We start from the raw sequence: 24,805 nt of genomic DNA, 5'->3' as shown, positions 1-24,805 counted from the left end.
CCGCCGGCGGCCCCTCAGCCGTCGCCCCCGGACCGGGGGCGCGGCAGGGTCGTGACGTCCAGCGCGCCGTCGGCGTGCCGGGCGCGGATCAGCTTCTTGTCGAACTTGCCGACGCTCGTCTTCGGCACCGCGTCGATCGCCGCCCAGTGGTCCGGCAGCTGCCAGCGCGGCACGCGGTCGGCGAGGAAGGCGCACAGGGCGGGGAACGCGGTCTCGGGCGCCGTCCCCGGGGTGAGCACGACGGTGGCGAGGGGCCGTTCGCCCCAGCGGTCGTCGGGCACGGCGACGACGGCGGCCTCGGTGACGTCCGGGTGCGCCATGAGGTGGTTCTCCAGGGCGACGGACGAGATCCACTCGCCGCCCGACTTGATGACGTCCTTCGCGCGGTCGGTGAGCGTCAGGAAGCCGTCCGGGGAGATGACGCCGACGTCGCCGGTGCGCAGCCAGCCGTCCGGGCTGAAGCGGTCGGCGGGGCGGTCGGGCTCGCCGTCCGCGCCGCCGTAGTAGGCGGCGGCGATCCAGGGGCCGCGTACCTCCAGCTCGCCCGCCGACGCGCCGTCCCAGGGGAGGAACGTTCCGTCGGGCCCGGCGAGGCGCGCCTCGACCGCCGCCGGGAAACGGCCCTGGCTGACGCGGTACGGCCACTGTTCCTCCGGGCTGAGCCGGGCAGGGGGGAGGGCGACGGAGCCGAGGGGCGACGTCTCGGTCATGCCCCAGGCGTGCTCGACGCGGACGCCGTGCCGTTCCTCGAACGCGCGCATCAGCGCGGGCGGGCAGGCGGAGCCGCCGATGGTGACGCGGGCGAGGGAGCCGATGTCGCGGGGGCGCTCGGCCAGTTCGGCGAGGAGTCCCTGCCAGATGGTGGGGACGGCGGCGGAGTGCGTGGGCCGTTCCGCGGCGATCATGTCGGCGAGCGGGCCGGGCTGGAGGAAACGGTCCGGCAGGAGGAGGCCGAAACCGGACATGAACGCGGCGTGCGGCAGCCCCCACCCGAGCACGTGGAACATGGGGACGACCGGAAGCGTCGTGTCGTCGGCGGACAGGCCCATCGACTCGGTCATGCCGATCTGCATCGAGTGCAGGTAGATGGACCGGTGGCTGTAGAGCGTGCCCTTGGGGTGGCCGGTGGTGCCGGAGGTGTAGCAGAGGGCGGCGGCGGTGCGTTCGTCCGGCTCGGGCCAGGCGTACGTGGTGGGGCGGCCGGAGATCAGCTCGTCGTAGTCGTGGACGGTGGCGCGGGCGCCGTCGAGGGGGGCGCGGTCGCCGGGGCCGTTCACGATGACGTGCTCGACCGTCGGCAGGGACGGGAGCAGCGGGGCGAGCAGGGGTATCAGCGTGCCGTCCACGAGGATGACGCGGTCGGCGGCGTGGGTGATGGTCCACGCGAGCTGGTCGGCGGGCAGCCGGAGGTTCAGGGTGTGGAGGACGGCGCCCATGGAGGGGACGGCGAAGTACGCCTCCAGATGCTCCGTGTCGTTCCACATGAGGGTCGCCACGCGCTGGGACGGCTCGACGCGCAGTTCGTCGCGCAGGGCGTGGGCGAGCTGGGCCGCGCGTTCACCGACGGCGGCGAACGTGCGGCGGCGCGGTCCTTCGGGCGTACCGGTCCAGGTGGTGACGGACGCCGCCGCGTGGACCGTCGTGCCGTGCCGCAGGATACGGCTGACGAGTAGGGGTGTGTCCTGCATCGTGCCGTACACCAAGGGCCTCCCGCTGAGCGACTGCGACGCGTGTGTGCCGGTGATTCTGCGGGGTCGGCGGCGTCTTGGCCAGGGGGTGGGGGCGCCGTGCCCGGGGGTGCGCGCCCGGGGAACGACCGGGTACGGGGCACGGGGCACGGCTGCGTGCCGGGCGGCCGGGGGTCAGGCCGCCATGGCGTGCCGCTGGGCGGGGACGCGCTCGCGGGCGGCGGGGGCCGCGCCGCGCAGGATGTCGATCAGCTGCTCGTCGTCGCGCAGCTTGGCGAGGGCACGGGAGACGGCGCTCTTCACGGTGCCGACCGAGACGCCGAGCAGCTCGGCGGTGGCCGCCTCGCTGAGGTCCTCGTAGTACCGGAGGACGACCATGGCGCGCTGGCGGTCGGGCAGCTTGACGATGGCGCGCCACATGGCGTCGCGCACGGCCTGCTGTTCGGCGGGGTCGGTGTCGGGCCGCCTGTCGGGCTCGGGCAGCTCGTCCATGGCGTACTCGTCGACGCGGCGCTTGCGCCACTGGGACGTGCGGGTGTTGATCAGGGCCCGGCGGACGTAGCCGTCGAGCGCGCGGTGGTCCTCTATGCGCTCCCAGGCCAGGTAGGTCTTGGTCAGCGCGGTCTGGAGGAGGTCTTCGGCGTCGGAGGGGTTCGAGGTCAGGGAACGGGCGGTCCGCAGCAGCATGGGGCCGCGGGCCCGCACGTACGAGCTGAAGGTCGGCGGTGGCGCCTTCTGGGCCGCGGTGGGCGTGGTCATGCTCTACAAATTAGGCTGCGGGACCCCCCGGGCGGATCGCCCAGAGGTCGCGATGGGGCATCCGCCCCAGGGAGTAGAGGTGGTGCGGGCTACACCTCCCACAGGTGTAGGGGCTCGGCCCGTCACCCCCCAGGGGTATCAGGGATTCACCGGAGGACGGCCACCGGGGCGTGCACCAGGTTGCGGTCGATGGCGAGACGGCGGCCACCGTGCGTCTCCGTGACGTCACCCGCGTACTGGTGGATGCGGCGGTGCGGCTGCCAGGCGGCGGGGTCGAGCGAGGGCTCGCCGTCGAGGGTCGGCGAGGTCTCCCAGCGGGCGAACCACAGCACGTCGGGCAGGTCCACGGCCCCCGCCTCGCGGGCGCTCTCCATGTGCGCGATGCCGGACGCAGCGCTGGAGTAGAGGCCGGGGATCCAGCCCTCCTCGCGCAGCTCGCGGCTGAAGCCCTGGATGAACGCGAGGGTGGTGCGGGCGCAGGACGCGTCGAGGTGGTCGTAGTTCTCGATGTCCAGGTACAGCGGGCTGCCGGGCGCGAGGCCCAGGGCCTCGGCGGACGCGATGGCGTCGGCGGCCTCGGTGACGCCCTGCTGCCAGGGGCGGTCGGCGTCGATCGGGACGGCGCTCTTGGCCTCGTCCAGGACGCAGGGCGACTGCGAGCCGACGTAGAGGGGCAGGAGGCGCCAGCCCAGCTCGGACACGCCGGTGACCCAGTCCGGGGTCAGGTTCGGCTGGGCGGGGCAGGCGCGTCCGGCGCCGCCGACGTAGATGCCGACCGCCCGGTAGGGGGAGGCCAGCCAGCCGCGCATCGTGTCGAGCGGGGGCGCCTCGCAGGTGTCGAACGCGGCGCCCTCGTAGATCTCCGCGCCCCGGGCGGACAGGTCGCTGTCCATCAGCGTGGGGGCGGGGAGGGGGCGCGGGTCCTCGGCGGCGGTCGCGGGGGTGGCGAGGAGGGCCGTCAGGAAGAAGGCGAGCAGGACGTGCCACAGGCGGGGGGCGCGGCGCGGGGTGGGGCGGGCGTGCCGGGCACGGCGGGTGCGAGGCGACCAGGGGGTGTGATGGGCATATCGCATGAGGATGAGTCAAAGTCGCGCGTACGGGGTGGGGCGGGGCGACACTCCCCGGGGCGGCGGAGGGTTCAGCCGTACGGCGGACGACGCACCGCGCGGCCCGCACCCGGAAGTGCGGACCGCGCGGCTGACCCTGCCATCAGAACGGCGACGTACCCCGGGACGTCACCCGGGCCCCGTCGTCACGGGAGGAAGTTGGCGACGATGAGCGTGAACGCCTTGTCGGACTGGTCGATGACCCCGAAGCCGTTGACGCTGGCGGCGTTGCTCTCGTTGGAGTTGCCGAAGCCCACGGACGACTGCTGGGTGACGGTGGAGTTGCCCGCCAGGTCGTCGCCGACACCGCCTCCGATGATGGAGTTGCCGCTGAGCCCGTCCACGCTGTCGGCCTGGGCGACGCCGGCGAGCACGCCGAGGGCGAGCGGCGCGGCGGCGAGGACGGCGAGGGTGCGGGCGGTGCGGATGCTTGCCATAGGTCAGTTCCTCCGTGGAGTCGGACGATCGGTGTGGCACAGCAGCCGGCCGGACTGCCTGGACGGTTCACGACGTCGTGACACCAGGCTTGCCCAGAGGATCACCCGCTCACCACCCGCACCGGCCCGATTCCCCCGCACGTATGACAGCGGCGGAACAAACGCCCTTTCCACACCCGCGCGGGGCACGGGGGGCGCACGGCGGGCTCAGGCCGTCAGTTCCTCGATGCGGCGCGCGAAGTCGGGCCCGGGGAGGGGAAGCTCTATCTCGTCCACGAACTGGACCGCCTGCGGGATGTAGTGCACGACGGCCGCCGTGGTGTCCGTCAGGTAGCCGTGGTCGCCGTGCAGCAGCGCCAGGACGCGCAGCACCAGCGCGGGGTCGCTGCCGTCGCCCGCCTCGCCGTCGTGGAGGGGGTGCGGGGGGCGGTCCGGGTCGGCCTGCCTGCGCCACAGCTCGGCCTCCCACTCCTCGCCGAGCGCCAGGTGGTGGAGGTAGAGGCAGTAGGCGGCGGCGGCGTCCCCCGCCCCGGCCGCGAACTGCCACCAGAAACGCGCGCTGTCCTCGCGCCCCGCCAGCTGCAGCACACAGCCGAGGACGCGCGCCCCCTCGGGCTGCGGGACCCGGCCGCCCAGGAAGGCCGCCATGTGCTGGAGGGCGCCGTCCCGCTCGGCGACGGTGCGGCAGAGCGTCGCCAGGTGGCCGTCGACGCACGGCCCCTCGGCCCCGGGGCCGCCGGGACCGTCACCGGAGGGCAGCTGCTGCTCCGCGCGTTCGCGGGGACGGACGCACCCGGTGGTCAGCCGGGCCGCGATCCGCCGCTCGGCCGCCTCGATCTCCGCCGGGCTGTAGACGGGGAGCGGATGGGCGAGGAGGGCCCTCGTCAGCAGTTCCTCAATGGTCGGAGCCATCGTCGGCGTCCTCCTTCCCCGGGGCGGACAGTCCGAGCGACTCCTTCAGCCGGTGCTTCGCGTACCGGGCGGTGGAGCGGACCCCCGGCACGGTGACACCGAGGATGTCCGCCGTCTCCGAGGGGCTGTAGCCGATGCAGTAGCGCAGGACGATCACGTCGTGCTGACGCTCCGGCAGCTCGCGCATGGCCTGGTAGAGGGAGATGCTGCCGGCCAGTTCGCCGACGGGGTCGACGGCGGTGCGCAGCGCCTCGGTCTCGAACGCCGCCGTGTCCGCGACGACGGGGCGCCGCCCGCGGTCCCTGGCGGCCTCGCGCGTGCGCTGCTTGAGGACGGTCCAGGCGTACCCGGCGGGGCTGTCGAGGCGGAGGACGTCGCCCCACTCGGCGGCGAGCTGCTCGAAGACGCGGTCGGCCGTCTCCTCGGCGGCCTGCCGGTCGCCGAGGTGCAGTTCGGCCCAGCGGACGTAGGCGGGGCGGTAGAGCTGATGGAAGGCGCGGAGATCCGCGGGCAGGGGGATCAGCGGGCTGACCCCGTGGCGGTGCGGCGAGGGGCTTCCGGTCACGGCCGGGCCTCCCGTATGCGCCGTTGCACGCCCTGGGCACCTCGGCGCCCGGCGATCTGCTCGTTCACGGACCTCCTGGTCCTCTCGTCGTCCCCCGCGCCCGACCCACGCGGGTCCGGCCGAACTTCTATACGGTAGAAGCTTCCCAGCCCTCGGGGCGAACGCAAAAACCCCCGGCGCGAGACCTTCGCCACGCCCACCGCACAGACACACGAGCCCCCGACCATCTGCGCTGGTCGGGGGCCGTGCGTGTGGCAGAGGCGGCGGAGGCGGTGGGATTTGAACCCACGGTGACGTTGCCGCCACGACGGTTTTCAAGACCGGGCAGCCGAACGCGCCCCTCACCTGCCTGACCTCGGCCTATCCACCGCTCAGCCCCTCCGACCCCATCCCCTTGGCCACAGGATGGCCACAAGGGCCGATGCGAGGCGGGGTGCGCTTACGGAACTGAACAGCGGCGTGCCTCAGCGAACTGGACGAAGATCGCGGCTTCGACCGTCACCAGGGCGGTCACAGAGCAGCGGACCACGTCATGTGGACCGCCCGCCGGGGTATTGCAGGGAGATGCAGCTCACACCGGAAGATGCACGGCACCGCCTGACCGAGGCCCGCGTCGCGCGGCTCGCGACCGTCGATGCGGCCGGGCACCCTCATCTTGTGCCCGTCACGTTCGCGGCGGTCGGGGACACAGTCGTCATCGCCATCGACCACAAGCCAAAGCAGCACCGGGGCCTGAAGCGGCTGAGGAACATCGCCGCCAATCCGCTCGTGTGCCTCCTCGCGGACCAGTACGACGACGACTGGTCGCAGCTGTGGTGGGCACGGGCCGACGGATCGGCCGACGTTCTCGGTGTTGCGGCGTGCCCTGACGAGATCGAGTGGCTGGAAAGCAAGTACTCCCAGTACCGTGATCATCCGCCAGAGGGGCCGGTGATTCGGATCGAGGTCACCCGGTGGACCGGCTGGGCGTACGCGCACCCGTCATCGTCGGAGGAATAATCGGGAGCCGCAGTACGCTGGCTTGTATATCCAAGTCTGGGAGCGTGCCATGCCCGATCACACCCCGAAGTTCCGGGAGATCGCCAGCGAGCTGCGGCGCGAAATCACCGAGGGCCGCCTCACGCCCGGCGCGAAGCTGAAGTCCGAGAACCAGCTCGCGTCGCGGTTCGACACAACGCGTGCCACGGTGCGCAAGGCCATCACCCTCCTGCGGGCCGAAGGTCTCGTGGACTCCCGCCAAGGCGCGGGAGTAACTGTTCGGGAGCGCCCGCAGGTCCGGCTCCTCGGCGCGGGTGCGAACTATCGCGCCCGCAGGAGCACCGGAGTCTCGAACTTCAACGCCGAAGCCGCCGCACAGGGACTCACCGCTGTACAGCACATCCGCGAGGTGACCGAGGTGCCGGCCGCCGCGCCGGTTGCAGAACTGCTCGACGTGCCTGTCGGCACTCCACTCATCGCGCGCCGTCGTCTCTTCACCCTCAACGACTCGCCATCGCAGCTGGTGGACGGGTACTACGTCAAGGAACTCGTGGACGGCACCGCGATCACCCGCCCGCGCCGCATCAAGGGTGGCGTGAACGCGGTGCTGGAGGACCCATCCGGGCCGATCGGCCGCCGGATCGCGCGGTTCGTAGAAGACCTCGACATTCGGATGCCAAGCCCCGAGGAGTCCGAGGCGCTGGCCATCCCACCCGGCGTTCCCGTCGCCCGCATCCTTCGCACGGCCTATGACACGGACGGTGCCCCCATCGAGGTTCTCGACTCGCTGGCACCGTGCGACCGGCACGTCTTCCGGTACGTGATCGAAGTGCCGAAACCTGACGCTGATTCATGAGCTGACCAGCCAGAACGCCAAGAGGGCCATCCCCCACCCGGGGGATGGCCCTCTTGGCGTTCCGAAGGAAACTCAACGGGCAACTTGCATACCCAAGTTCATGTCGCTACCTTACTTGCATACCCAAGTTGGCCGGGAAGCCGAGCAGCTCAGGGGCTAAACGGCATGTGTGACAACACTTCTGACGCGTATTCAGACGTGCCGGTGCGATAGGGCGGGGACGCTGCAATCCCGCTAAAGGCCAGGGGACAGGGCGCTTCGGTGCCCGACTGGCGAGGTGGCCCGGCGACCGCGAGCAACGGCCGGAGAGTGGGACTTCGAGAGCCCCTTGCAGTGCGACACGCGTATCCGAGCCGACAGAGGAGGTCTTATGCCGCGAAGTACGTAGGCGGCTGCCAGTGCTCGACCGGCACGGCGGCTGAGCCCTTCCGCGTCATCTCAGGTCACACGAACCGCAGACACCTGAGCTGCCCGTGACCACCGCCCCGCGCCTATCGGCGTTCGGCGGCGGTGGTGTTCGGGGGGATGCAGGACTGCCCCGACAACCAATACGGCGGCCCCGGGATTGCCCTCCCGGAGCCGCCAGACCACAGGCCATCTGGAAGGACCACCTGTGAACTTCATCATCGCACCGATCGGTGTGGACGACGACGACCCGATCGACGGCAAGGACTACTCCCAACGCGAGCTGGACGACATCCTCGACCAGCGGCCGAGCGGGAAGTGATCCCGTGAACCCCCCGATCACCGCCCTTGCCACGACGGCCGCCGACCCCAGCCCGGATCAGCAGGAACAGCTCCGCCGCCTGTGGCAGGCCGAGCAGAGCCGCCGCGACGACCGGGCCAGGCTGGACCGCCAGGCCGACCCGGCCCCTCGGGGAGGCGCCCGGTGACCTCCCTCCTCGCCGTTCTCACCCGGTTCGCCGCCTGGTCCGGCGGCGTCAACTGCCCGTCCTGCGAAACGCCCGGGATGCCCGGGAGCGCGTGCAACAACTGCGGCGTGACTCTTCCCGGCTGACCGGCCTGACGGCTGCCTGATCCACCCCGTCCCCTGGTACGGGGGCGGGGTGGTGAGGGGGAGCCGGACAGACCGGCCCAGACAGGAGAGCCCTCCATGACCGGGCAGTACGAGCACCAGTCCGTGCGCGAGTACACCGCCGCCAAACGCGCCGACGACACCGAGACCATCCGCTACACCGCCGACGCGGTGCTGTTCAGTGGTGGGCGTGTGCTGCTGATCGAGCGGGGCTGGCCGCCGTTCGAGGGCCGGTGGGCGCTTCCGGGCGGCCATGTGGACCCGGGCGAAACCGGGCGCCACGCTGCCGCCCGAGAGCTGGCCGAGGAGACCGGCGTGCGCGTTCCGGCGGCCGAGTTGACCCTTGTGGGGGTCTTCGACGCCCCCGGCCGGGACCCGCGCGGCCGGTACGTCTCCGTCGCGTACCGTGCCGAGGTCCCGGCTGGGACCGAGGCCACGGCGGGCGATGACGCCGCCGACGCCCGCTGGTGGCCGCTCACCGCGCTCCCGCTGGTGGCGTTCGACCACGCGCAGATCATCAGCGCCGCCGTCGCGGCGCGCTCGTTCCAGCGCTGACCGCGCGCCCCGGGGCCGCCCGTGCTGTTGGCGCGGCGGCCCCCAGGGGCGCGATCGGACCTTCCTCTTCTCCGGCTCCCGCCGCGCGCGGTTGAGCCCCCCCTTGCCCGGCCGCGCGTGACGCCGCGGGCCCTCTCACATCTTGGAGTACACGCCATGCGTGCATGGATCGGCGCCCACGAGGTGCTGAACGATGACGACCTGGTCGAGCTGTCGCTCGGTCTCGGTACGCCCCCCGAGCTGTGGCTCGGCGTCGAGGGCGAGACGGCTGAGGAGCAGGCCGCCCGGCTGGACGCCGGCGCGGACATCCTCGCGTCCGACCCGGACCTCGCCGTTCCGCTCACCGCCCTTGCGATCGCGGCCATCGAAACCTACGCCGCCACCGCCCGCCGTATCCCCGCCCCCCGCCGGGCCCCGCGTGTGGGGGTGGCCCGGTGACGGCGGCCTCCCACGCGCGTGCCGCGTCCGAGGCGATCCGCGCCCTCAACCACACCACCCTGTGGCCGGACGAGGCGGCCGAGTGGTTCTACCCCGGCGACGCCTACACCGTGATCGGCGCCCTCGCCGAGCTGGCGGCCCGCCTTCCCCAGGCGATCGGGCAGGCCCACCGCCTGATCCACACCCTCACCAAGACCGGCGGTCTGCGGCACGACACCGGCGACCCCGCCCGCCTGTCGGCCGACCTGAACGCCCTGCACGGGGCGGTCGAGTGGGCCCGCGACAACGCCGGCCTGCTCTACACCTCCCTCAACGACGCCCAGGCGGCCCTTGGGCACCTCGCCTACGACGACCAGGCGGACGACGACGCCGACTCGGGGGTGACCGCATGAGCGGGACGCCGTTCTCCGAGCCGTGGCCGCCGGGCGTCGTCGCCCGCTACCTGTCCCTCGCCGGTGCGTTGGTGGACATCCACGAGGACCCGGAAACGAGGCACAGCCGGTACGCCGTGACGTGCCCCGGATGCGTCTACTGGCGCCGTACCAGCTACGAACCCTCCGCGCACGAATGGGCCCAGGAACACGCGGCGACCTGCCGCGCGCTCCCCCGCCCGGCGGGTGTTCACGGCCGTCCGGCCGGTGTTCACGGGGGTGGGCACGGTGGATGAGCGGACGCTGCGCCAGGCGGATCGGGTGCTGTCCACGGGCACGTGGATGATCGTCGCCGGGGCCGTCGTCTACTCGGTCCTGACCGTCACTCCTCTCGTCCGTGGGGTGACGCCGGACGGCTGGGGATGGACGGCGCCGATCCTCCCGGTCGTCGTGGACGCCGCCGTCGTGATCGTCGTGCGGCTCGATGCCGCGCTGGCCCGCGTCGGCGGCCGGGCGGGCGGCTGGCCAGTACTTCTCCGCTGGATGACTGGCGCGATGACCCTCGGCCTCAACACCGCCGGCAGCGCGCTGCACGGGGACATGGTGGGGGTCGCCGTCCACGCGGTCGCCCCGCTGCTGCTGATCGTCTCCTCCGAAGCGAGCCTCGCCTACCGCCGCGCTCTGGCCGCCGCCGCGGCTGCTCGGGAAGCCCGGGAGACGGCGGAGCGGGTGGCCCGTGAGCAGGCCGCGCGGGAGCGTGAACAGCAAGCACGGGCCGATCGCGAGGAGCGTTTCGACCGCGAGGAGCGGCGGGAGCGGGAGGCCCGGGAGCACGCCGCGAGGCTGGCCCGGGAGGAACGCGAGCACGCTGCCACGCTGGCCCGTGAACAGGCCGAGGCCGAGCGTGAACGCGAGCGGCTCCGCCTTGAACACCAGGCGCGCGAGCGTGAACACGAACACCAGCGCCGTGAACAGGCCGCCCGGCAACAGGCCGAGGCCGAACGCGACCGGCAAGCCGCCCAGGCCGCCGAACGCTCCCGGAAGGAAGCCGAAGCACAGCGCGCGCGGGAGACCGCAGACGCCCGCCGGGCGGCTCTGCTCGCCGCCGGACCCGCCAACGGGAAGCAGGACGAGGACGAGGCGCGGGAGACCGTGGCCGCCGCCTGGCAGGCCGGCCTGTCCATCCGACAGGCCGCAGAACTCTGCGGCTGGTCCACCGGCTGGGTCACCAACCGCTACGCCGAACACCGCAACCACGCCGACCGGCAGGGGGTGACGGCGTGAGAACGCGCAGCAGGCGGAAGCTGGAACAGACCGCGCGCGTCTCGGGACGCGCGTCGAAGGTGTGGGCCGAGCTGGCGCCGTTCATCGAGGACGGCACGCCGGAAGGCGACCAGCTCCACGCGAGGGTCCGGGGCCTGGCCGAACGGGAGATGGACCGCGCCGTCGAAGCCACCCGGCAGGCGGACCTGCCCTGGTGGAAACGCCGGGGCATGCGATGAACGTCCTGCCCGTCTACCGCTGGCGCCTTGCCCCGGACGGGTTGGCCACGCGCCGCCAGCTGCGGGCGCGCGGGCTGCGGCCCGGCGGACACGACCCCGTCGCCATGCTCGAACGCCCCCGCCGCCGGGGCCGCCCGGCGCTGGTCGCGCACCTGTACCGGCTCGACCTCGCGGTGCCGGTGCGGCCGATGACGCCCGGCCGCTGGCGCGCCGTCCACGCGGCGCTGGCCGCGCGCCGCACCTGCCCGTCCTGCCGGGCGGTGCGGGAGTACTGCATCCCGGTCTCGGTCGGGGTGTGCAACGTCTGTGCCGGGTTCGCTCCGGCCGCCTGACCTTCGGTTTTTTCGTCTCTGGCGGCCGTACCGGCTGCCAGAGCTGTCACCCTTGGGAGTTCCTGTGGCTACCCCGCCCCGCACCACCCCCGCGGCCCGGCCGGTCATCGTCCCGCCCCGGCCCGAGACCCCGCCCCGGCAGGCCCCGGCCGCGCCGGGGCCCGAGTCGGCCGCCGACCGGCGCAAGCGCCAGCAGGCCGAGCGCCAGGAACAGCGCGCGGCCGACCGGTCCGAGCGTGACCGGCTGCGCCGCGAACGCGCGACGCACGTCCAGCGCTCCCGTTCGACGCACCGGGAGCGGACGAAGAACCGCTCGCTGACCATCAACATCAACAAGAACTCGGCCAAGTCCGGTACGGCGATCGGCCAGAAGTCCGCCGGTCAGGCCGCTAGCCAGGCGGGGACGCCGGGTGCGGAGTTCATGACGAACGAGGACATCCGCGCCTTCTCCGAGCACGTCCGCAAGGTCGCCCGGAACAAGGCCGTCGAGCGGTCGATGGACGCGGAGCACCTGGCGCAGGTCCTCCGCCACATCCCCACGGCGGACGGGTCCCTCGCCGGGGCGCGGATGCGGGCCCGCAAGGTCGCCCGGCACCTGAAGGCCATCGCCAGCGCGGAGAAGCTGATCGCGAAGCAGGCCGCCGCCCTCTACGCCTCCTTCGAGCGGGAGTTCGAGTCGGACCTGCGGAAGGTCGGCAAGGCCCGGCCCACCAAGCAGCCGCGCGCCCCCTTCACCTTCAACTGACCAGGAGAAACGTCGTGTCTGAGAGTTTCAAGGGCGCACTGGTCAAGGGCGTCAAGCACCCTAGAACGCGGCCGTGGCTGATGGTCGCGGCCGAGGTTCCGGCGACGTTCGCCGCGCACGCGGCGTGGGCGGACTCGCCGCCCGCCGCGATGGGCCTCACCCTCGCGGCGGGCGGCGTGACGGTGGCGACGTGGCTGGCGGGCAAGGGCTCGCACGCCCTGCGCCGGGTCGGCGCGACCATCTCGGCCGGGGCCGCGTCCGGCTACCTCCTCCTCGGCACGGCGGTGACCGAGCCGTGGAACCCGGCGCTGCTGTCCGCGCTGGGGATCGGCGGCCCGGCCCTGGCCGTGACGTGGAACATCATCCAAGCCCTGCGCACGAACCCGGACGCGGCCAAGGGCGGGGAGAAGGGCCACTCGGAGACGGGCGTGCTGACCAAGGCCATCGGGTCGGCGAAGGTCGCCCTGCGCGGGAAGCCGAAGGTCGAGCCCAACAAGGTGACGGCCGACCTCCAGCTCTCCGGCGGGGAGGTGTCCGTGGACGAGCTGGGCAACCGCATCAAGCACATCGCGGGCGAACTCGGCGTCTCGCCGAACAGCGTGAAGATCCTGGCCGACCCGGACCACGCCGACCGGGCGACCCTCGTGGTGATCCCCGAGGACATGCTGAAGCAGGCCACGCCGTGGCCCGGCCCCTCCGCTCTGGGCGGGTCGATCACGGACCCGGTGGTGATCGGGATCTACGAGGACGGCGAGAGCGCGCAGTTGTGGTTCCCGTGGGCTCAGGGCCGCAACGCGACGCACTTCCTGACGGCCGGGATGAACGGCAGCGGGAAGTCGGCCGGGGTGTCCGTGGCGATGACGGAGGTGCTGACCAGGCGCGATGTCATCGTGTGGGCGATCGATCCCTCGAAGGGGTTGCAGACGTTCGGGCCGTTCCTGCCGCATCTGGACTGGGTGGAGATGACCGCCTCGGGTGGTGAGGCGATGATCGACTCGCTGACCCAGGTCATCACCGCCCGCGCCAACGAGATGGGCAAGGCGGGCTTCAAGAACTGGACCCCCGAGGTGCACGACCGCCTGGGCATGCCCTACATGGTGGTGTGGATTGAGGAGGCGGCCCGATTCTTCAGGGACGGGACCGAGATGGAGGGCCTGGTGATGGAGGCCCGCTCCGCTGGGATCTCCGTCATCATCAGCCTCCAGCGGCCCTCCAGCACGAGCATGCCCACGGACGTGCGTGAACAGCTCGGCGGCGCCCTGGTGTTCGGCGTAAAGGGTGGCACGACGGCGGACATGGCGCTGCCCGAGGACGTGCGGGACGCCGGCGCCCGGCCCGAGGTGTGGCAGAACCGCCGCCCCGGCTACGCCTACCTCGTCGCCCCGGGCGTGGACGAGGAGCGCTACCCGTTCCCGATGCGCACGTTCCTGATCGCGGACGAGGACATCGAGGGCGTCCTCGCCATCGCCCCCCGGCCCACGGCCGACCCGGTCACCGCCGCGGCGGCCGGAGACGCCTACGCCGACCGCGCCCGGTACGACGCGGCCGTGGCGGTCGGGGAGGCCCTGGAGGACGCCGGGGTGGACCCGGACACGGTGCCCGAGAGCCTGGAGGCCAGCATGCGCGCACGCCAGCAGCAGGAAGAGGCGGACCGCGAAGCCGTCCTCGACCGGCAGGTCGAACGCGCCGTCATGGAAGCCGCCGGGATCGACACGGACGCGGCCCCGGACCCCGACGTGGACCCCGACCGCGAGATCCCCCCGGTCCCCGCGAACGAGGTGTGGTCGCTCGGCCAGCCGACCGCCCGCCAGGAGCCGCGCCGCCGCCTCACCCCCGGCGAAGCCGAGGCCGAGCTGCTGCGCGTGCTGGAGGAGTTCCGGGCTGAGGACCGGGAGCTGATCGGCCCCCGCGACTTCGCCCCGCACTGGGGAAAGGACGGCCGCCTCAACCGCTCCCGGGCCTGGCTCAGTGAGCGGCTGGGCGAGCTGGCCGACGCCGGAATCCACCTCGCCGAAACGCAGGACGAGGGCACCTACCGGCTCCTCCACCCCGAGCACGCCGACGCCTGACACCCCACCTGACCTGCACTGACACCTCCTGACACCCCCCAGCGGTGCCAGGAGGTGTCAGAACGGGGTGTCAGCACTGTCAGAACCGGTGTCAGAACTTCTGACACCCCGCCCCACCTAAGACAACGCGTGCGCGCCCGCGAGACCGGCGCGTTCTGACACCCCGTTCTGATACCCGGATCGCCGGAAGGAACGGCAACCCCATGAAGCCCCCTACGGGCCGCGCGGCGCGCGTCCTCGCCGCCGCCTTACGCGCCTGGACCACCACCCCACCCGACCAGGCCGCGGCCCGGCTCGACATCCGGGCACCGTCGCGGTGGGAGCACGCCGCGACGGTCAGCCTCGACCCCGACCGGACCGACCGGCTCATCGGACTCATCCGGCAGGACGTCGCCGACCGCCTCCCCCGGATCTGCACACCACAGCAGACCGCCGAAGCGATCGAGCAGTACCTCGCGCACCGGCTCGCCGCCGGACACCGCACTGTCTCACGCGCCGAGCTGCTCGACATCGCCTTGCGCACCGGCCAGACGACGCACTGGCTCGCCCACCATCTCGTCGCCCTGCTCGACGGCGGGCGGCTGCGCGAGACCTGGTGGCGCCCCCGCAGCTACCGCATCACCACCCCACCCGCCTGGGCCATCCGGCCCGGCCTCACCGCCAGGAGCCCACGATGACCCACCGCCCACAGCCGTACGAGTCGCCGTACGACCCGTTCGCCGCCGACCTCTACGACCCGTACGACGGCATCGCCCAGGAACACCCCCTGCTGCCGGTCGTCCCGGCCACAGTCGAGACGGCGGCCGAGCGGCGCGTCGCGTGGGTGCCTGATGCTTACGGCCGCATGGTCCCCATGCCGAGGAACCTGGTCCCCGCGATGCCGACCTCCACCCCGGCCCGCGACCTGACGCCCGCCCCGCTCATCGACCCCCGCGCGCAAATCCTCATCGGCGGCGGCCTGGGCGCCGGCGCCGCCGGATGGGGCATCGGTCAGATGCTCTCCGCCCTCGCGGGCGTGAGCGGCGGTCTGCTCCTCGGCGTCGCACTGCTCCTGATCGCCGCCAAGCTCCCGCGCCGCACCGGCCAGGGAGACACCCACATCACCCACGTCACCTCGCACGGCCTGTTCAGCCGCGCCAACAGCACCACCACCCACCGCTGAGAGGCCCCCTGTGGACGACGACTTCGAGTGCCACGCCGAGTTCATCGACGGCTCCTGGACGTACTGCGGCTGCCCCGACTGCGACCAGCGCGAGTACGACGACCAGCAGGCCGCGATCGAGACCGGCGACTACTACTACGAAGGCTGGTAGGGAACCGATGCTGACCGCCGTCATCGGCGCGCTCGCCGTGCTGGCCGGTGGCATTACCACCGGCGCGTTCCAGCACCTCACCACCAACCGCTCCACACGAGACACCCGCCGCGCCGAACACCTGGCGGCCCTGGTCGCTGCCGTCGTCGAGTACCTCCAGGGCCTTCTCCTCTACCGGCAGGAGCAGTGGCTCAAGCACGCCACCGCCCGAGATGGCCTACCCGACACCCACGACGCACGGCGGGCCCGCTACGAAGCACGCACCCGCATGACCGGCGGCCTCGACCGCCTCTACATGCTCACCACCAACCCCGTGCTGCTCGCCGCAGCACGGGCGGCGCGAGACGCCGCCATCGCGGTCGGCGACCTGCCCACCACCGCCAACGCGACCGAGCGCGAAGCGGCCCGCGACGAATCCCGCCGGACCCACACCGCACTGCGCAACGCCGCAGCCCACGCCATCCACACCCACACCTGACAGCCCCGGGGCGACCGCCCTCACACCAATGAACCGCGGTCGCCCCGGCCCCAGCGAACTGGAGACACCAGCATGACACCTGCCCCCCGCCGTGCGCTGCTGCGCGCGGCGCTCGATCTCGCGGCGCGCGGCATCCCCGTGCTCCCCCTGAGCGGTGGGAAGCGCCCGGTCGGCAACTGCTCCGCCTGCCGTAACAGCGCATGCGGCGACCGGCCGAACATGAAGGCCGCCGGTCCCTGCGCGTGCGCGGCGCCCTGCCACGCCTGGGCCGCCGCGACCACCGACCCGGGCGTCCTCACCTCCCCCGCGTGGGCCCGCGCCTGGCCTGAGGCGGGCGCGGTCGCCTACCACCCGGGCGGCGCCAACCTCACCGTCCTCGATCTGGACGATGCGGCGGCCGTCGCCTGGGCCCGTGAGACCCTGCCGCCCACCCGCACGGTCGCCACGACGCGGGGAGAGCACTGGATCTACCGGGGCGCCATGACCTCCCACAACGCGGCGCGGCCCGGCGTGGACATCAAGTCACTGATGGCCTATGCCCGTTGGCTCGGACACGGCGTCGGCACCATGACCGCTCTGCCGGACGCCGTCCGGGCTCTGACCGTGAAGGTGGAAGAGACCACCCCCGCGCCGCGTGAGGGCGCCGGGGTGGTCTCTTCCACCACCGGTACGCCGTGGAACCGGCAGGTGGCCACCGGCTGCCGCCACACCGAGACCTACGTCCGCACCGGTCTCGAACGCGGACTGGCCATGGTCCGCGCCCGCCACGCACAGGGCGCCGGCAGCCAGGCATACGGCGTCGCCCAGTTCATCGCCAAGCAGCACGCCGCGTGCCCCGGACCGTGCGGCCTCGACACCCTCGCAGGGGCCGTCATCGCCGCCGCCGTCTCGGTGGGCGTTCCCGAGCCGTACGCCACGCGCGCGGTCACCCGCGGCCTCGGGCAGGCGGTGAGCGCCGTATGAGCAGCCCGGCCGATCTCGCTGACCTGTGGGCCGCGTTCCCGCCCGAACCCGCTATGGAGCCCGGCGAGCCGGTGTGGGATGAGCCGGTGCCGCTGTCGGCCCGGCGTGAGTTGCCGCTGTTCCCCGCCCACACGTTGCCCGGGTGGCTGGGCGACATGGTTGCTGCGGTCGCAGAGGAGACGCAGACCCCCGTCGATCTCGCTGGGTGCCTGGCACTGGCCGCCCTGTCCACGGCCGCCGGGGGACGGGCGGTCGTGAGCGTACGGGGTCGCTGGCGCGAGCCGGTCAACCTCTACACCGCCGTCGCACTCCCTCCCGGCAACCGCAAGAGCGCCGTGTTCGGTCTCATGACCGACCCGCTGCTCGCCGCCGAGCGTGCCCTGGTCGAGACGTCCGGCCCCGCGCGGGCCGAGGCCGAGACGACCGCGAAGCTCGCCAAGGCCGCCGCCGACAAAGCCGCCGCGAAAGCCGCGAACGCCGAACCCGGCCTGCGCGACACGCTGACGGCCGAGGCCATCTCCCTGGCCCAGGCCGCCGAGGGCATCAAGGTCCCGTGCAAGCCGCAGCTTGTCGCCGACGACGTGACCCCCGAAAGCCTGTCCACCCTGCTGGCCGAGCAGGACGGCCGCATCTCGGTCCTTTCTCCCGAGGGCGGGATCTTCGACATAATCGCGGGCCGCTACTCCGGCGCCCCGAACATGGAGGTCTTCCTCAAGGGCCACGCAGGGGACATGCTGCGCGTCAACCGGCAGGTCCGGGACGCCCAGTACGTCGAACGCCCCGCCATCACCATGGGCCTGGCCGTCCAGCCCGAAGTCCTCGAAGCCATCGGCCAGATCAAGGGCGCGGAAGGCCGCGGACTGCTCGCCCGCTTCCTCTACGCCCTCCCCGAGTCCCTCGTCGGGCGCCGCAACCTCACCCCGGACCTCATCCCCGAGGAAGTCGCCGACACTTACACCCGCCGCCTCGGCAGCCTGGCCATGCACCTGGCCGACTGGACCGACCCCGCCGTCCTCACCTTGTCCCCCGAGGCGGACGAGGTACTGCTCGCCTACCAGCACGTCACCGAGTCCCGCCTCGACAAGGGCGGCTCCCTCGCCGGGATCGTGAAGTGGGCCAGCAAGCGCGACGGCGCTGTCGCCCGCATCGCCGGCCTTCTCCACCTCGCCACCCACGACGGGGCGATCACACGGCCCATCGACGCCGCGACCATGGCCGCCGCCACCGAGCTGGGCGACTACTTCACCGCCCATGCCCTTCAGGTCTTCGACGCCATCGCCGCCGACCCCGCCCAGGAAGCCGCGCACCAGGTGCACGCCCACCTCGCCGACGCCCGCCTGAACGGCGGCTTCACCAAGCGCGACCTGTTCAGGCAACTCGCCCGCGGCGACTTCCCCACCATGGCCGACCTCGACCCCGCCCTGGCTCTCCTCGAAGACCACGGCTGGATCAGACGCCAACCGCTGCCACCACGCGCGGGCCGCGGCCGACCGCCTTCTCCCCGCTACGACGCCCACCCCCGCCTCACCTACCGCTGACAGAAACCCCTGACCGCTGACAGAAATGACAGAAATCCGCGATACCGACCCTGACCTGCGCGTTCACCACCGCACAGAGGCGTGACAGAAACCCGGGAAAGTCCGACAGAAACCACCCCCCGGCCCCGCCCTCCAAGGCCGCCGGGCTCGACTCGTTTTCTGTCGGACTTACCGCGACTTCTGTCACGGCTCCCGATCCTGGCAAACCCGCAGGTCAGCAGCCCCCGACGCGATTTCTGTCATTTCTGTCAGCACCTCCAGCTTTTTCACACGCCAAGGAGACGCGACGTGCCCCGCATCGAGATGCTGACGCTGGCTGAAGTCCTCGACGAAGTCCGTATGAGCCGTGCCGCCTTCTACCGCATGCGTGCGCGTGGGCAGGCGCCGAGACTCGTCAAGTTGCCGAACGGGCAGCTTCGCTGCCGCCGGACGGACTTGGACGCTTGGTGGGGCGAGCAGGACAGCGCCGCCGCCTGATCAGACCCTCTCTTCACCACCGTGGGGTGCGCCGTCTCGGCGCACCCCACCCGCGTTTCCCGAGGACGGAATTGCTTACCTACGACGTGCGTATCTGGGGCATCCGGTCCCGCCCGAGCAAGACGGCTCCCTTCCAGCTCCGTTGGCGAGTCGGGGCGGAGAAACACCAGCAGCCGTTCCAGACGAAGACCCAGGCGGACGGCCGCCGTTCGGAACTCATGTCCGCCCTGCGCGAAGGGCAGCAGTTCGACACGGAAACCGGCCTTCCGGCCGCCGAGCTGCGGGAGCTGACCTCGCCGACGTGGTACACCCACGCGTGCGACTACGCGGTGATGAAGTGGCCGAAGGCGGCGGCCAAGCACCGCTCCTCCATTGCCGAGTCGTTGTCCGTCGTGACGGCCGCGCTGACCAAGAAGAAGCGCGGGGCACCCGCCGCTTCCGTCTTGCGGCTCGCCTTGCAGCAGTGGGCGTTCCAGTGCCGCAGGGACGACGGCAACCAGTGGAGGAACCGGGCCGCTGTGGAGACGCCGCCGGTCGAGGTGGCGGCGGCGCTCGACTGGATCGCGGAGAACTCCATGAAGGTCACCGAGGTCGCGGAGTCCACGAAAGTCCGGCTCGCCCTCACCGCATTGTCGCTGCGGCTCGATGGTCTTCCCGCCGCCGAGAACACCTTCCGGCGAAAGCGAGCCGTGTTCAGCAACGCGCTGCGGTACGCAGTGGAACGGGAACTGCTGCCCGGCAACCCGCTCGGGCGGATCGACTGGGACCCTCCTCAGACAGATGACGAAGTGGACTTCCAGTATGTGCCGAACCCCCGGCAGGTCCAAGCCCTGCTGCGCGGGATCGCTGAGGACGGCGCGCGGGGAGAGCACCTGGAAGCCTTTTTCGGGTGCCTGTACTACGCCGCTATGCGGCCGTCCGAAGCGGCGGCGCTGACCAAGGCGAACTGCCGTCTCCCGGAAGCCGGGTGGGGCGAACTGCTGCTGCGGGGGAGCCGCCCCGAGGTGGGATCGGGGTGGACGGACGACGGCCGGTCGTACGAAGCGCGGGCGCTGAAGCGGCGGGCCCGGAACACCACCCGTGCGGTGCCGATTCCGCCGGTCCTCGTGCAGCTTCTCAAAGGGCATCTGGCGGCGTACGGGACCGCACCGGACGGTCGGCTGTTCCGGGCGGTCAACGGCGGCCGGGTGCGTTCGACGGAGTACACCGAGGTCTGGAAACGGGCGCGGGTCCGGGCGCTCAGCCCAGAAGAGGTGAGGTCTCCGCTGGCCGAGGTGCCGTACTCGCTGCGGCACGCGGGCGTCTCGCTGTGGATCAAGTCGCGCGTTGACCCAGTGGAGGTCGCCCGTCGTGCTGGCCATAGCCCGGCTGTCCTGTGGCGCTTCTACGCGAAGATCCTTTTGGGCCAGCAGGAGCAAGCGAACCTGCTCATTGAAGCAAAGCTTCAGGAGTAGGTCCCAGCGTGAAGGAGTTAAGCGCCTCAACTGTCGACAGTCAACACGCTTAATAGTAGAGTTCCCCCGTCGAGCCGTGAACCTTAAGGTTTGCACCTTGACCTGGACAAACGGATTGCGGTAACGCATCGAGCGAGGGAGCAGGGTCGCGTCTCTGCCAGGATGAACGACCCCACCCCCTCATAGGGCCCGGTCAGGAGTCGGACCCCCACATGGTCAAGATCCAAATGATTTTGACCATGAGGGAAATCCAACTCCGAGCCGGGTCTTTCTTTCTCTGCTTATCCTCTTGATTCATCATCCTCCTACAGAATCAGGGTGGGGCCCATCCCCCCGAAGATGAGCCACAGCTGACTGATTCTGCGGACAAGCATTGAGGCAGACACTACCTCCAGCAGAGGAAATGCGGAATTAAGCACGGACTCTGCGGATTAATGAAACCGTGGATGACTGTCGAACCTTCCGTTTGCCGTGCAGCAAGCCGATCACCTGGCCGCAGGTTGGCCACACAGGCTGGTCAAGGGTGAGACAAGGCGGGACACGGGTCTACCGTCCGTGAACGGCGGAGCGGCCCCCGGATGCCGGGGGCCGCTCTGACCTGCTGTTTCCTGCCGCTGCGGAGGCGGTGGGATTTGAACCCACGGTGACGTTGCCGCCACGACGGTTTTCAAGACCGTTCCCTTCGGCCGCTCGGGCACGCCTCCTGGAGGTACCCGCACAGCCTAGCGGTTGGGTCGTCAGTCACCCACGCGCTGTCCGAGGGTGATGGTCGTCGTGTGCTCGTCGCCGTCGCGGACGTAGGTGATGTCCACCGAGTCGCCCGGTTCGTAGGTCCAGATCTGGCTGATGAGGGTCGGTCCCGAGTCGATGGGGCGGTCGCCGAAGCGGGTGATCACGTCGCCGGGGCGCAGGCCCGCCTCGTCCGCCGGACCGCCGCTGGTGATGGGGTCGGTGCCGCCGCTGGTCCCCTCGACGATGGGGGCGCCGGCCGTCTGCATCCCGGAGGCGCCGTTGTCGACCGAGGCGCCGATGATCGGGTAGATCGGCTCCCCGCCGTCGATCAGGTCCTGGGCGACGCGCTCCGCCTGGTTGATCGGGATCGCGAAGCCGAGGCCGATGCTGCCCGCCTCGCCCATGCCGTTCGACGTGGAGCGGATCGCGGAGTTGACGCCGATGACCTCGCCCTCCGCGTTCAGCAGGGGGCCGCCGGAGTTGCCCGGGTTGATGGACGCGTCGGTCTGGAGGGCGTTCATGTACGACGCGCTCGCCCCCTGGCCGTCGCTGGAGGCGACCGGGCGGTCCTTCGCGCTGATGATGCCGGTCGTCACCGTGCCCGACAGGCCGAACGGGGCGCCGATGGCGATGGTCGCGTCGCCGACCGCCATGCTGTCGGAGTCGCCGACGGGCAGCGGGTCGAGCTGCCTGCCGTCGAGGTCGGTGAGGCGGATGACGGCCACGTCGTACCCCTCGGCGCGGCCCACGACCTCCGCGTCGTAGCTCTCGCCGTCGGAGAACGTGACGCTGAGGGTGCCGCCGTCCGCGGCGGGGGCGACCACGTGGTTGTTCGTCATGATGTGGCCCTCCTCGTCGTAGACGAAGCCGGTGCCGGTGCCCGCCTCGGCGCCGTTGCCCGCCTCGATGGTGACGACGCTGGGCAGGGCCGATTCCGCTATCCCGGCGACCGAGTCCGGCGGCCGGGCGGCGACCTCGTCGCCGTCGCCGCGGCCGGGGGCGGACGCGGCGGGCGAGGACGCGTCGTCGTCCGCGACGAGGTATCCCACACCGCCGCCGACGCCGCCCGCGACGACCGCCGCCACGAGGACGCCGATCAGCAGGCCGTTGCGCTTCTTCTTCGGGGCCGGGGGCGGGAGCACCGTCCAGGGCTCGGCGGGCGGCAGCTGTCCCGTGCCGTCCTGCCCCTGCCCCTGCCCCGGCACGGGACCGGCCGGGGGCGTCGGGGGCAGGGCGCGCAGCACCGTGGTGGCGGGACTGCCCGGCTGCGGCTGCTCGGCGGACGGCGCCGCCGGGGGCAGCGGCGGCTGGTGCGGCGGCTGCGCGTGGGGCGGAGGCGGCGCCGACTGGTAGGGCGACGGGGCCTGAGGGTGCTGCGGGTGCTGGGGCGTGCCGTAGGACGGGGCCGGCTGCTGGGGCGGCGGGCCGTAGGGCGACGGCGCACCGGCCGGTGGGGGGGCGGGGGGCTGCGCTGCGGGGGCCGCCGGACCGCTGCCGGTCTCCGGCGCACCGGCCGTCGGCCCGTCCGGCTGACCGGCGCGCTCGTTCTCGGTGCTCACAGCTATCTCCTCGGATGCACGACGAAGTATGTGTCCAGTGTTGCCCATGACCTGTCAGGCGGGCATAAACCCCGGGCCCGTCCGCGCGTGGCACCATGACGCGATGACTGCCGACCGCCGCCGCATCCCGGTCATCGCGCACCGGGGTTCGTCCGAGGACGCGCCGGAACACAGCCTGGCGGCGTACCGCAAGGCCATCGACGACGGCGCGGACGCCCTGGAGTGCGACGTCCGGCTGACGGCCGACGGGCACCTGGTGTGCGTGCACGACCGGCGCGTCAACCGTACGTCCAACGGGCGCGGAGCGGTGTCGGCGCTCGAACTGGCGCAGCTGGCCGAGCTGGACTTCGGCTCGTGGAAGGCCTCCGCGGGACCGGAGGCCCCCGACAGCGCCGACCGCGAACGGACGACCGTCCTCACCCTCGAACGGCTCCTGCGCCTCGTCGCCGACGCGGGCCGCCCCGTCGGCCTCGCCATCGAGACGAAGCACCCCACGCGCTGGGCGGGCCGGGTGGAGGAACGGCTGCTCGACCTGCTGGCGCGCCACCCCCTGCCCGGCCCGGTACGGGTGATGAGCTTCTCCGCGCGCTCGCTCCACCGCGTACGCGCGGCGGCGCCCGGCCTGTCCACTGTCTACCTGATGCAGTTCCTGCTCCCCCGGCACCGCACGGGCCGGCTGCCGGAGGGGGTGCGGATCGCGGGGCCCGGCATCCGCATCCTGCGGCGCGATCCCGGCTACGTGGAACGCGCGCACCGCGCCGGGAACCAGGTGTACGTCTGGACGGTGGACGACCCCGCCGACGTCGCCCTCTGCGCCGACCTCGGCGTGGACGCCATCATCACCAACCGGCCACGCGCGGTGCGCGAGCAGCTCGGGGACGCCCCCGCCTGAGCCGGTCCCTCCCCGCCGGGCGCGCCCCGGCGCATCCGCTGCGCACACTTCCGTCACGACTGCGTCAACCGGAGAGCGGCGAACGGTTTCCCGGCCATGGCGCAAGGGCACGAATCAGGTGGCGTGGGGCTAAGGAGGTCTCGGGGGTGGCGTTGGTGGTGACACAACAGGTACCGACGTCTTCGTCCATGTCGGTCTTCCACGGCCCGTCGGGCGTGGCGACGGCACGCCGCCGGCTGCGCGCCGAACTGGCCGACAGCGGCGCCGCGGAAGCCGTCATCGACGACGCGGCACTGATCCTTTCCGAACTGCTCAGCAACTCATGGCGGCACGCGCGCCCGCTCCCGGCGAGCCAGGAGGTGCGGGCGGCCTGGTCGCAGGACGTCGACGGCGCCGTCACGGTCGCCGTCACGGACGGCGGCGGTCCGACGCGGCCGCGGCCCGGCAGTCCGTCGCTCACCGCGCGCGGCGGGCGGGGGCTGACGATCATCGGTTCCCTCGCGCGCGCCTGGGGCGTCCGGGAGGCGGAGGCACCGGGCACCGTGACGGTGTGGGCGGTGCTCGACGGCCGGGACGGCTAGGGCGCGCCTTCCGAAAAGGGTCCCCAGCCTGGCGGCTGGGCGGTCCCCCTGGCGCGCACGCTCGCCGCGTTGCCGAATCGCCTCAGTGCGGCCCAGCACAAGGACGATCCGGCGCCCTGCGGTCGCACGCACCTGGGGACAGCCAGGGCCGGGGGAGCCGCGAGCGGTCGGACGCCCCCTTCAAAGACGGACCCTGGGGCGCGCCTTCGCGGTGCGGTACCTCGCGGTGCGGAGCGTCGCGGCTCGTACGCGCGGCCTGGCAGCGCGGTCCCGGGCGGGGCCCCCGACGGCGGGACGCCCGCGAGAGGGTCCCGGAGGTGATGCGCTGCGGCGCGCGGGGCGGGGGCGGTTGAAACGCTCCGCCACTCCCCGGCCTTCAAAGGCCGCGCCTGCCCGGCACCGTCTTCCCCGACGGCGGGACGGGGTACCGGCAGCGCCACCGCCCGCCCAGCCGGCTCCCCCGACGACT

General features: G+C 72.3%; 28 protein-coding genes and 2 tRNA genes. 21 read left to right on the top strand and 9 right to left on the bottom strand.

Translation table 11 applies throughout. The features are described 5' to 3' along the window. Positions 1-14 precede the first annotated feature (14 nt). The 7 genes from ACIBPC_RS09640 to ACIBPC_RS09610 all read right to left on the bottom strand — a co-directional run bounded on the left by ACIBPC_RS09640 (position 15) and on the right by ACIBPC_RS09610 (position 5,817). Positions 15-1,700, bottom strand: a complete 1,686-nt coding sequence (locus tag ACIBPC_RS09640) for a long-chain fatty acid--CoA ligase (RefSeq protein WP_398842445.1) — start codon at positions 1,698-1,700, stop codon at positions 15-17. Positions 1,701-1,862: 162 nt separating this feature from the next. Then, entirely contained in the window at positions 1,863-2,447 is a 585-nt protein-coding gene (locus ACIBPC_RS09635; RefSeq protein WP_362963973.1) for a SigE family RNA polymerase sigma factor, read from the bottom strand. A 146-nt stretch (positions 2,448-2,593) separates the two neighbouring features. Continuing rightward, positions 2,594-3,520, bottom strand: a complete 927-nt coding sequence (locus ACIBPC_RS09630; RefSeq protein ID WP_398842444.1) for a DUF1906 domain-containing protein — start codon at positions 3,518-3,520, stop codon at positions 2,594-2,596. Positions 3,521-3,699: 179 nt separating this feature from the next. Continuing rightward, positions 3,700-3,990, bottom strand: a complete 291-nt coding sequence (locus ACIBPC_RS09625) for a hypothetical protein (protein WP_398842443.1) — start codon at positions 3,988-3,990, stop codon at positions 3,700-3,702. Positions 3,991-4,197: 207 nt separating this feature from the next. Continuing rightward, a complete protein-coding gene (locus ACIBPC_RS09620; protein WP_398842442.1) occupies positions 4,198-4,902 on the bottom strand; it encodes a hypothetical protein in 705 nt (234 codons plus the stop codon). Continuing rightward, entirely contained in the window at positions 4,886-5,467 is a 582-nt protein-coding gene (locus ACIBPC_RS09615; RefSeq protein WP_362963981.1) for a sigma-70 family RNA polymerase sigma factor, read from the bottom strand. The genes ACIBPC_RS09620 and ACIBPC_RS09615 overlap by 17 nt, the downstream gene beginning before the upstream one ends. A gap of 264 nt (positions 5,468-5,731) precedes the next feature. After that, positions 5,732-5,817 (bottom strand) — tRNA-OTHER (locus ACIBPC_RS09610). Between the two features lie 214 nt (positions 5,818-6,031). Here ACIBPC_RS09610 and ACIBPC_RS09605 point away from each other — a divergent pair. From ACIBPC_RS09605 to ACIBPC_RS09515, 19 genes are all read left to right on the top strand, one after another. Beyond that, a complete protein-coding gene (locus ACIBPC_RS09605) occupies positions 6,032-6,466 on the top strand; it encodes a TIGR03668 family PPOX class F420-dependent oxidoreductase (protein ID WP_398842440.1) in 435 nt (144 codons plus the stop codon). Between the two features lie 49 nt (positions 6,467-6,515). After that, positions 6,516-7,301, top strand: coding sequence for a GntR family transcriptional regulator (locus tag ACIBPC_RS09600; RefSeq protein ID WP_398842439.1), 786 nt, complete (start codon positions 6,516-6,518; stop codon positions 7,299-7,301). 731 nt (positions 7,302-8,032) lie between these two features. Continuing rightward, the gene (locus ACIBPC_RS09595) at positions 8,033-8,194 is read left to right on the top strand and encodes a hypothetical protein (RefSeq protein WP_398842437.1); all 162 of its coding nucleotides are present in this window, start codon (positions 8,033-8,035) and stop codon (positions 8,192-8,194) included. Between the two features lie 221 nt (positions 8,195-8,415). Further along, the gene (locus tag ACIBPC_RS09590; protein WP_398842435.1) at positions 8,416-8,892 is read left to right on the top strand and encodes an NUDIX domain-containing protein; all 477 of its coding nucleotides are present in this window, start codon (positions 8,416-8,418) and stop codon (positions 8,890-8,892) included. Positions 8,893-9,048: 156 nt separating this feature from the next. Further along, positions 9,049-9,330 (top strand): hypothetical protein, encoded by a 282-nt coding sequence (locus ACIBPC_RS09585; RefSeq protein WP_398842433.1) that lies wholly within the window; start codon positions 9,049-9,051, stop codon positions 9,328-9,330. Further along, positions 9,327-9,722, top strand: coding sequence for a hypothetical protein (locus tag ACIBPC_RS09580; protein ID WP_398842431.1), 396 nt, complete (start codon positions 9,327-9,329; stop codon positions 9,720-9,722). Before ACIBPC_RS09585 ends, ACIBPC_RS09580 begins: the two co-directional genes overlap by 4 nt. 267 nt (positions 9,723-9,989) lie before the next feature. Further along, a complete protein-coding gene (locus tag ACIBPC_RS09575; RefSeq protein WP_398842429.1) occupies positions 9,990-10,985 on the top strand; it encodes a DUF2637 domain-containing protein in 996 nt (331 codons plus the stop codon). Further along, positions 10,982-11,203: a hypothetical protein gene (locus ACIBPC_RS09570; RefSeq protein ID WP_398842427.1), complete on the top strand. Its 222-nt coding sequence runs from the start codon at positions 10,982-10,984 to the stop codon at positions 11,201-11,203. The genes ACIBPC_RS09575 and ACIBPC_RS09570 overlap by 4 nt, the downstream gene beginning before the upstream one ends. Then, a complete protein-coding gene (locus tag ACIBPC_RS09565; RefSeq protein ID WP_398842426.1) occupies positions 11,200-11,535 on the top strand; it encodes an RRQRL motif-containing zinc-binding protein in 336 nt (111 codons plus the stop codon). Before ACIBPC_RS09570 ends, ACIBPC_RS09565 begins: the two co-directional genes overlap by 4 nt. Positions 11,536-11,599: 64 nt before the next feature. After that, positions 11,600-12,280: a plasmid transfer protein TraA gene (traA, locus tag ACIBPC_RS09560; RefSeq protein ID WP_398842424.1), complete on the top strand. Its 681-nt coding sequence runs from the start codon at positions 11,600-11,602 to the stop codon at positions 12,278-12,280. Between the two features lie 14 nt (positions 12,281-12,294). Continuing rightward, positions 12,295-14,349: a conjugal transfer protein TraB gene (locus ACIBPC_RS09555; protein ID WP_398842422.1), complete on the top strand. Its 2,055-nt coding sequence runs from the start codon at positions 12,295-12,297 to the stop codon at positions 14,347-14,349. Between the two features lie 203 nt (positions 14,350-14,552). Further along, positions 14,553-15,026, top strand: coding sequence for a hypothetical protein (locus ACIBPC_RS09550; protein WP_398842420.1), 474 nt, complete (start codon positions 14,553-14,555; stop codon positions 15,024-15,026). Then, positions 15,023-15,511 carry a hypothetical protein gene (locus tag ACIBPC_RS09545; RefSeq protein WP_398842418.1) on the top strand — a complete coding sequence of 163 codons (489 nt, stop codon included), beginning with the start codon at positions 15,023-15,025 and terminating at the stop codon, positions 15,509-15,511. Before ACIBPC_RS09550 ends, ACIBPC_RS09545 begins: the two co-directional genes overlap by 4 nt. Before the next feature lie 10 nt (positions 15,512-15,521). Beyond that, entirely contained in the window at positions 15,522-15,662 is a 141-nt protein-coding gene (locus ACIBPC_RS09540) for a hypothetical protein (RefSeq protein ID WP_398842416.1), read from the top strand. Positions 15,663-15,669: 7 nt separating this feature from the next. Then, positions 15,670-16,140 carry a hypothetical protein gene (locus tag ACIBPC_RS09535; protein WP_362968331.1) on the top strand — a complete coding sequence of 157 codons (471 nt, stop codon included), beginning with the start codon at positions 15,670-15,672 and terminating at the stop codon, positions 16,138-16,140. 72 nt (positions 16,141-16,212) lie between these two features. Then, entirely contained in the window at positions 16,213-17,103 is an 891-nt protein-coding gene (locus ACIBPC_RS09530; protein ID WP_398842414.1) for a bifunctional DNA primase/polymerase, read from the top strand. Beyond that, positions 17,100-18,641 carry a YfjI family protein gene (locus tag ACIBPC_RS09525; protein ID WP_398842412.1) on the top strand — a complete coding sequence of 514 codons (1,542 nt, stop codon included), beginning with the start codon at positions 17,100-17,102 and terminating at the stop codon, positions 18,639-18,641. The genes ACIBPC_RS09530 and ACIBPC_RS09525 overlap by 4 nt, the downstream gene beginning before the upstream one ends. 288 nt (positions 18,642-18,929) lie before the next feature. Then, positions 18,930-19,118, top strand: coding sequence for a helix-turn-helix transcriptional regulator (locus ACIBPC_RS09520; protein ID WP_398842411.1), 189 nt, complete (start codon positions 18,930-18,932; stop codon positions 19,116-19,118). A 71-nt stretch (positions 19,119-19,189) separates the two neighbouring features. Continuing rightward, the gene (locus ACIBPC_RS09515) at positions 19,190-20,572 is read left to right on the top strand and encodes a tyrosine-type recombinase/integrase (protein WP_398842410.1); all 1,383 of its coding nucleotides are present in this window, start codon (positions 19,190-19,192) and stop codon (positions 20,570-20,572) included. Between the two features lie 617 nt (positions 20,573-21,189). Here ACIBPC_RS09515 and ACIBPC_RS09510 read toward each other — a convergent pair. Both ACIBPC_RS09510 and ACIBPC_RS09505 read right to left on the bottom strand, forming a co-directional pair. Next, positions 21,190-21,276 (bottom strand) — tRNA-Ser (locus ACIBPC_RS09510). Between the two features lie 33 nt (positions 21,277-21,309). Then, positions 21,310-22,863, bottom strand: coding sequence for a S1C family serine protease (locus ACIBPC_RS09505; protein ID WP_398842409.1), 1,554 nt, complete (start codon positions 22,861-22,863; stop codon positions 21,310-21,312). 103 nt (positions 22,864-22,966) lie between these two features. Between ACIBPC_RS09505 and ACIBPC_RS09500 the strand changes: the two genes are divergently transcribed. After that, entirely contained in the window at positions 22,967-23,755 is a 789-nt protein-coding gene (locus ACIBPC_RS09500; protein ID WP_398842408.1) for a glycerophosphodiester phosphodiesterase, read from the top strand. A gap of 188 nt (positions 23,756-23,943) precedes the next feature. After that, a complete protein-coding gene (locus tag ACIBPC_RS09495; protein WP_398842407.1) occupies positions 23,944-24,336 on the top strand; it encodes an ATP-binding protein in 393 nt (130 codons plus the stop codon). Positions 24,337-24,805 lie beyond the last annotated feature (469 nt).

The organism is Streptomyces sp. NPDC049879 (assembly GCF_044461265.1).
Classification (GTDB): domain Bacteria; phylum Actinomycetota; class Actinomycetes; order Streptomycetales; family Streptomycetaceae; genus Streptomyces.
The sequence above is the reverse complement of the archived record's forward strand: the minus strand, read 5'-3'. Positions and strand labels throughout refer to the sequence as shown.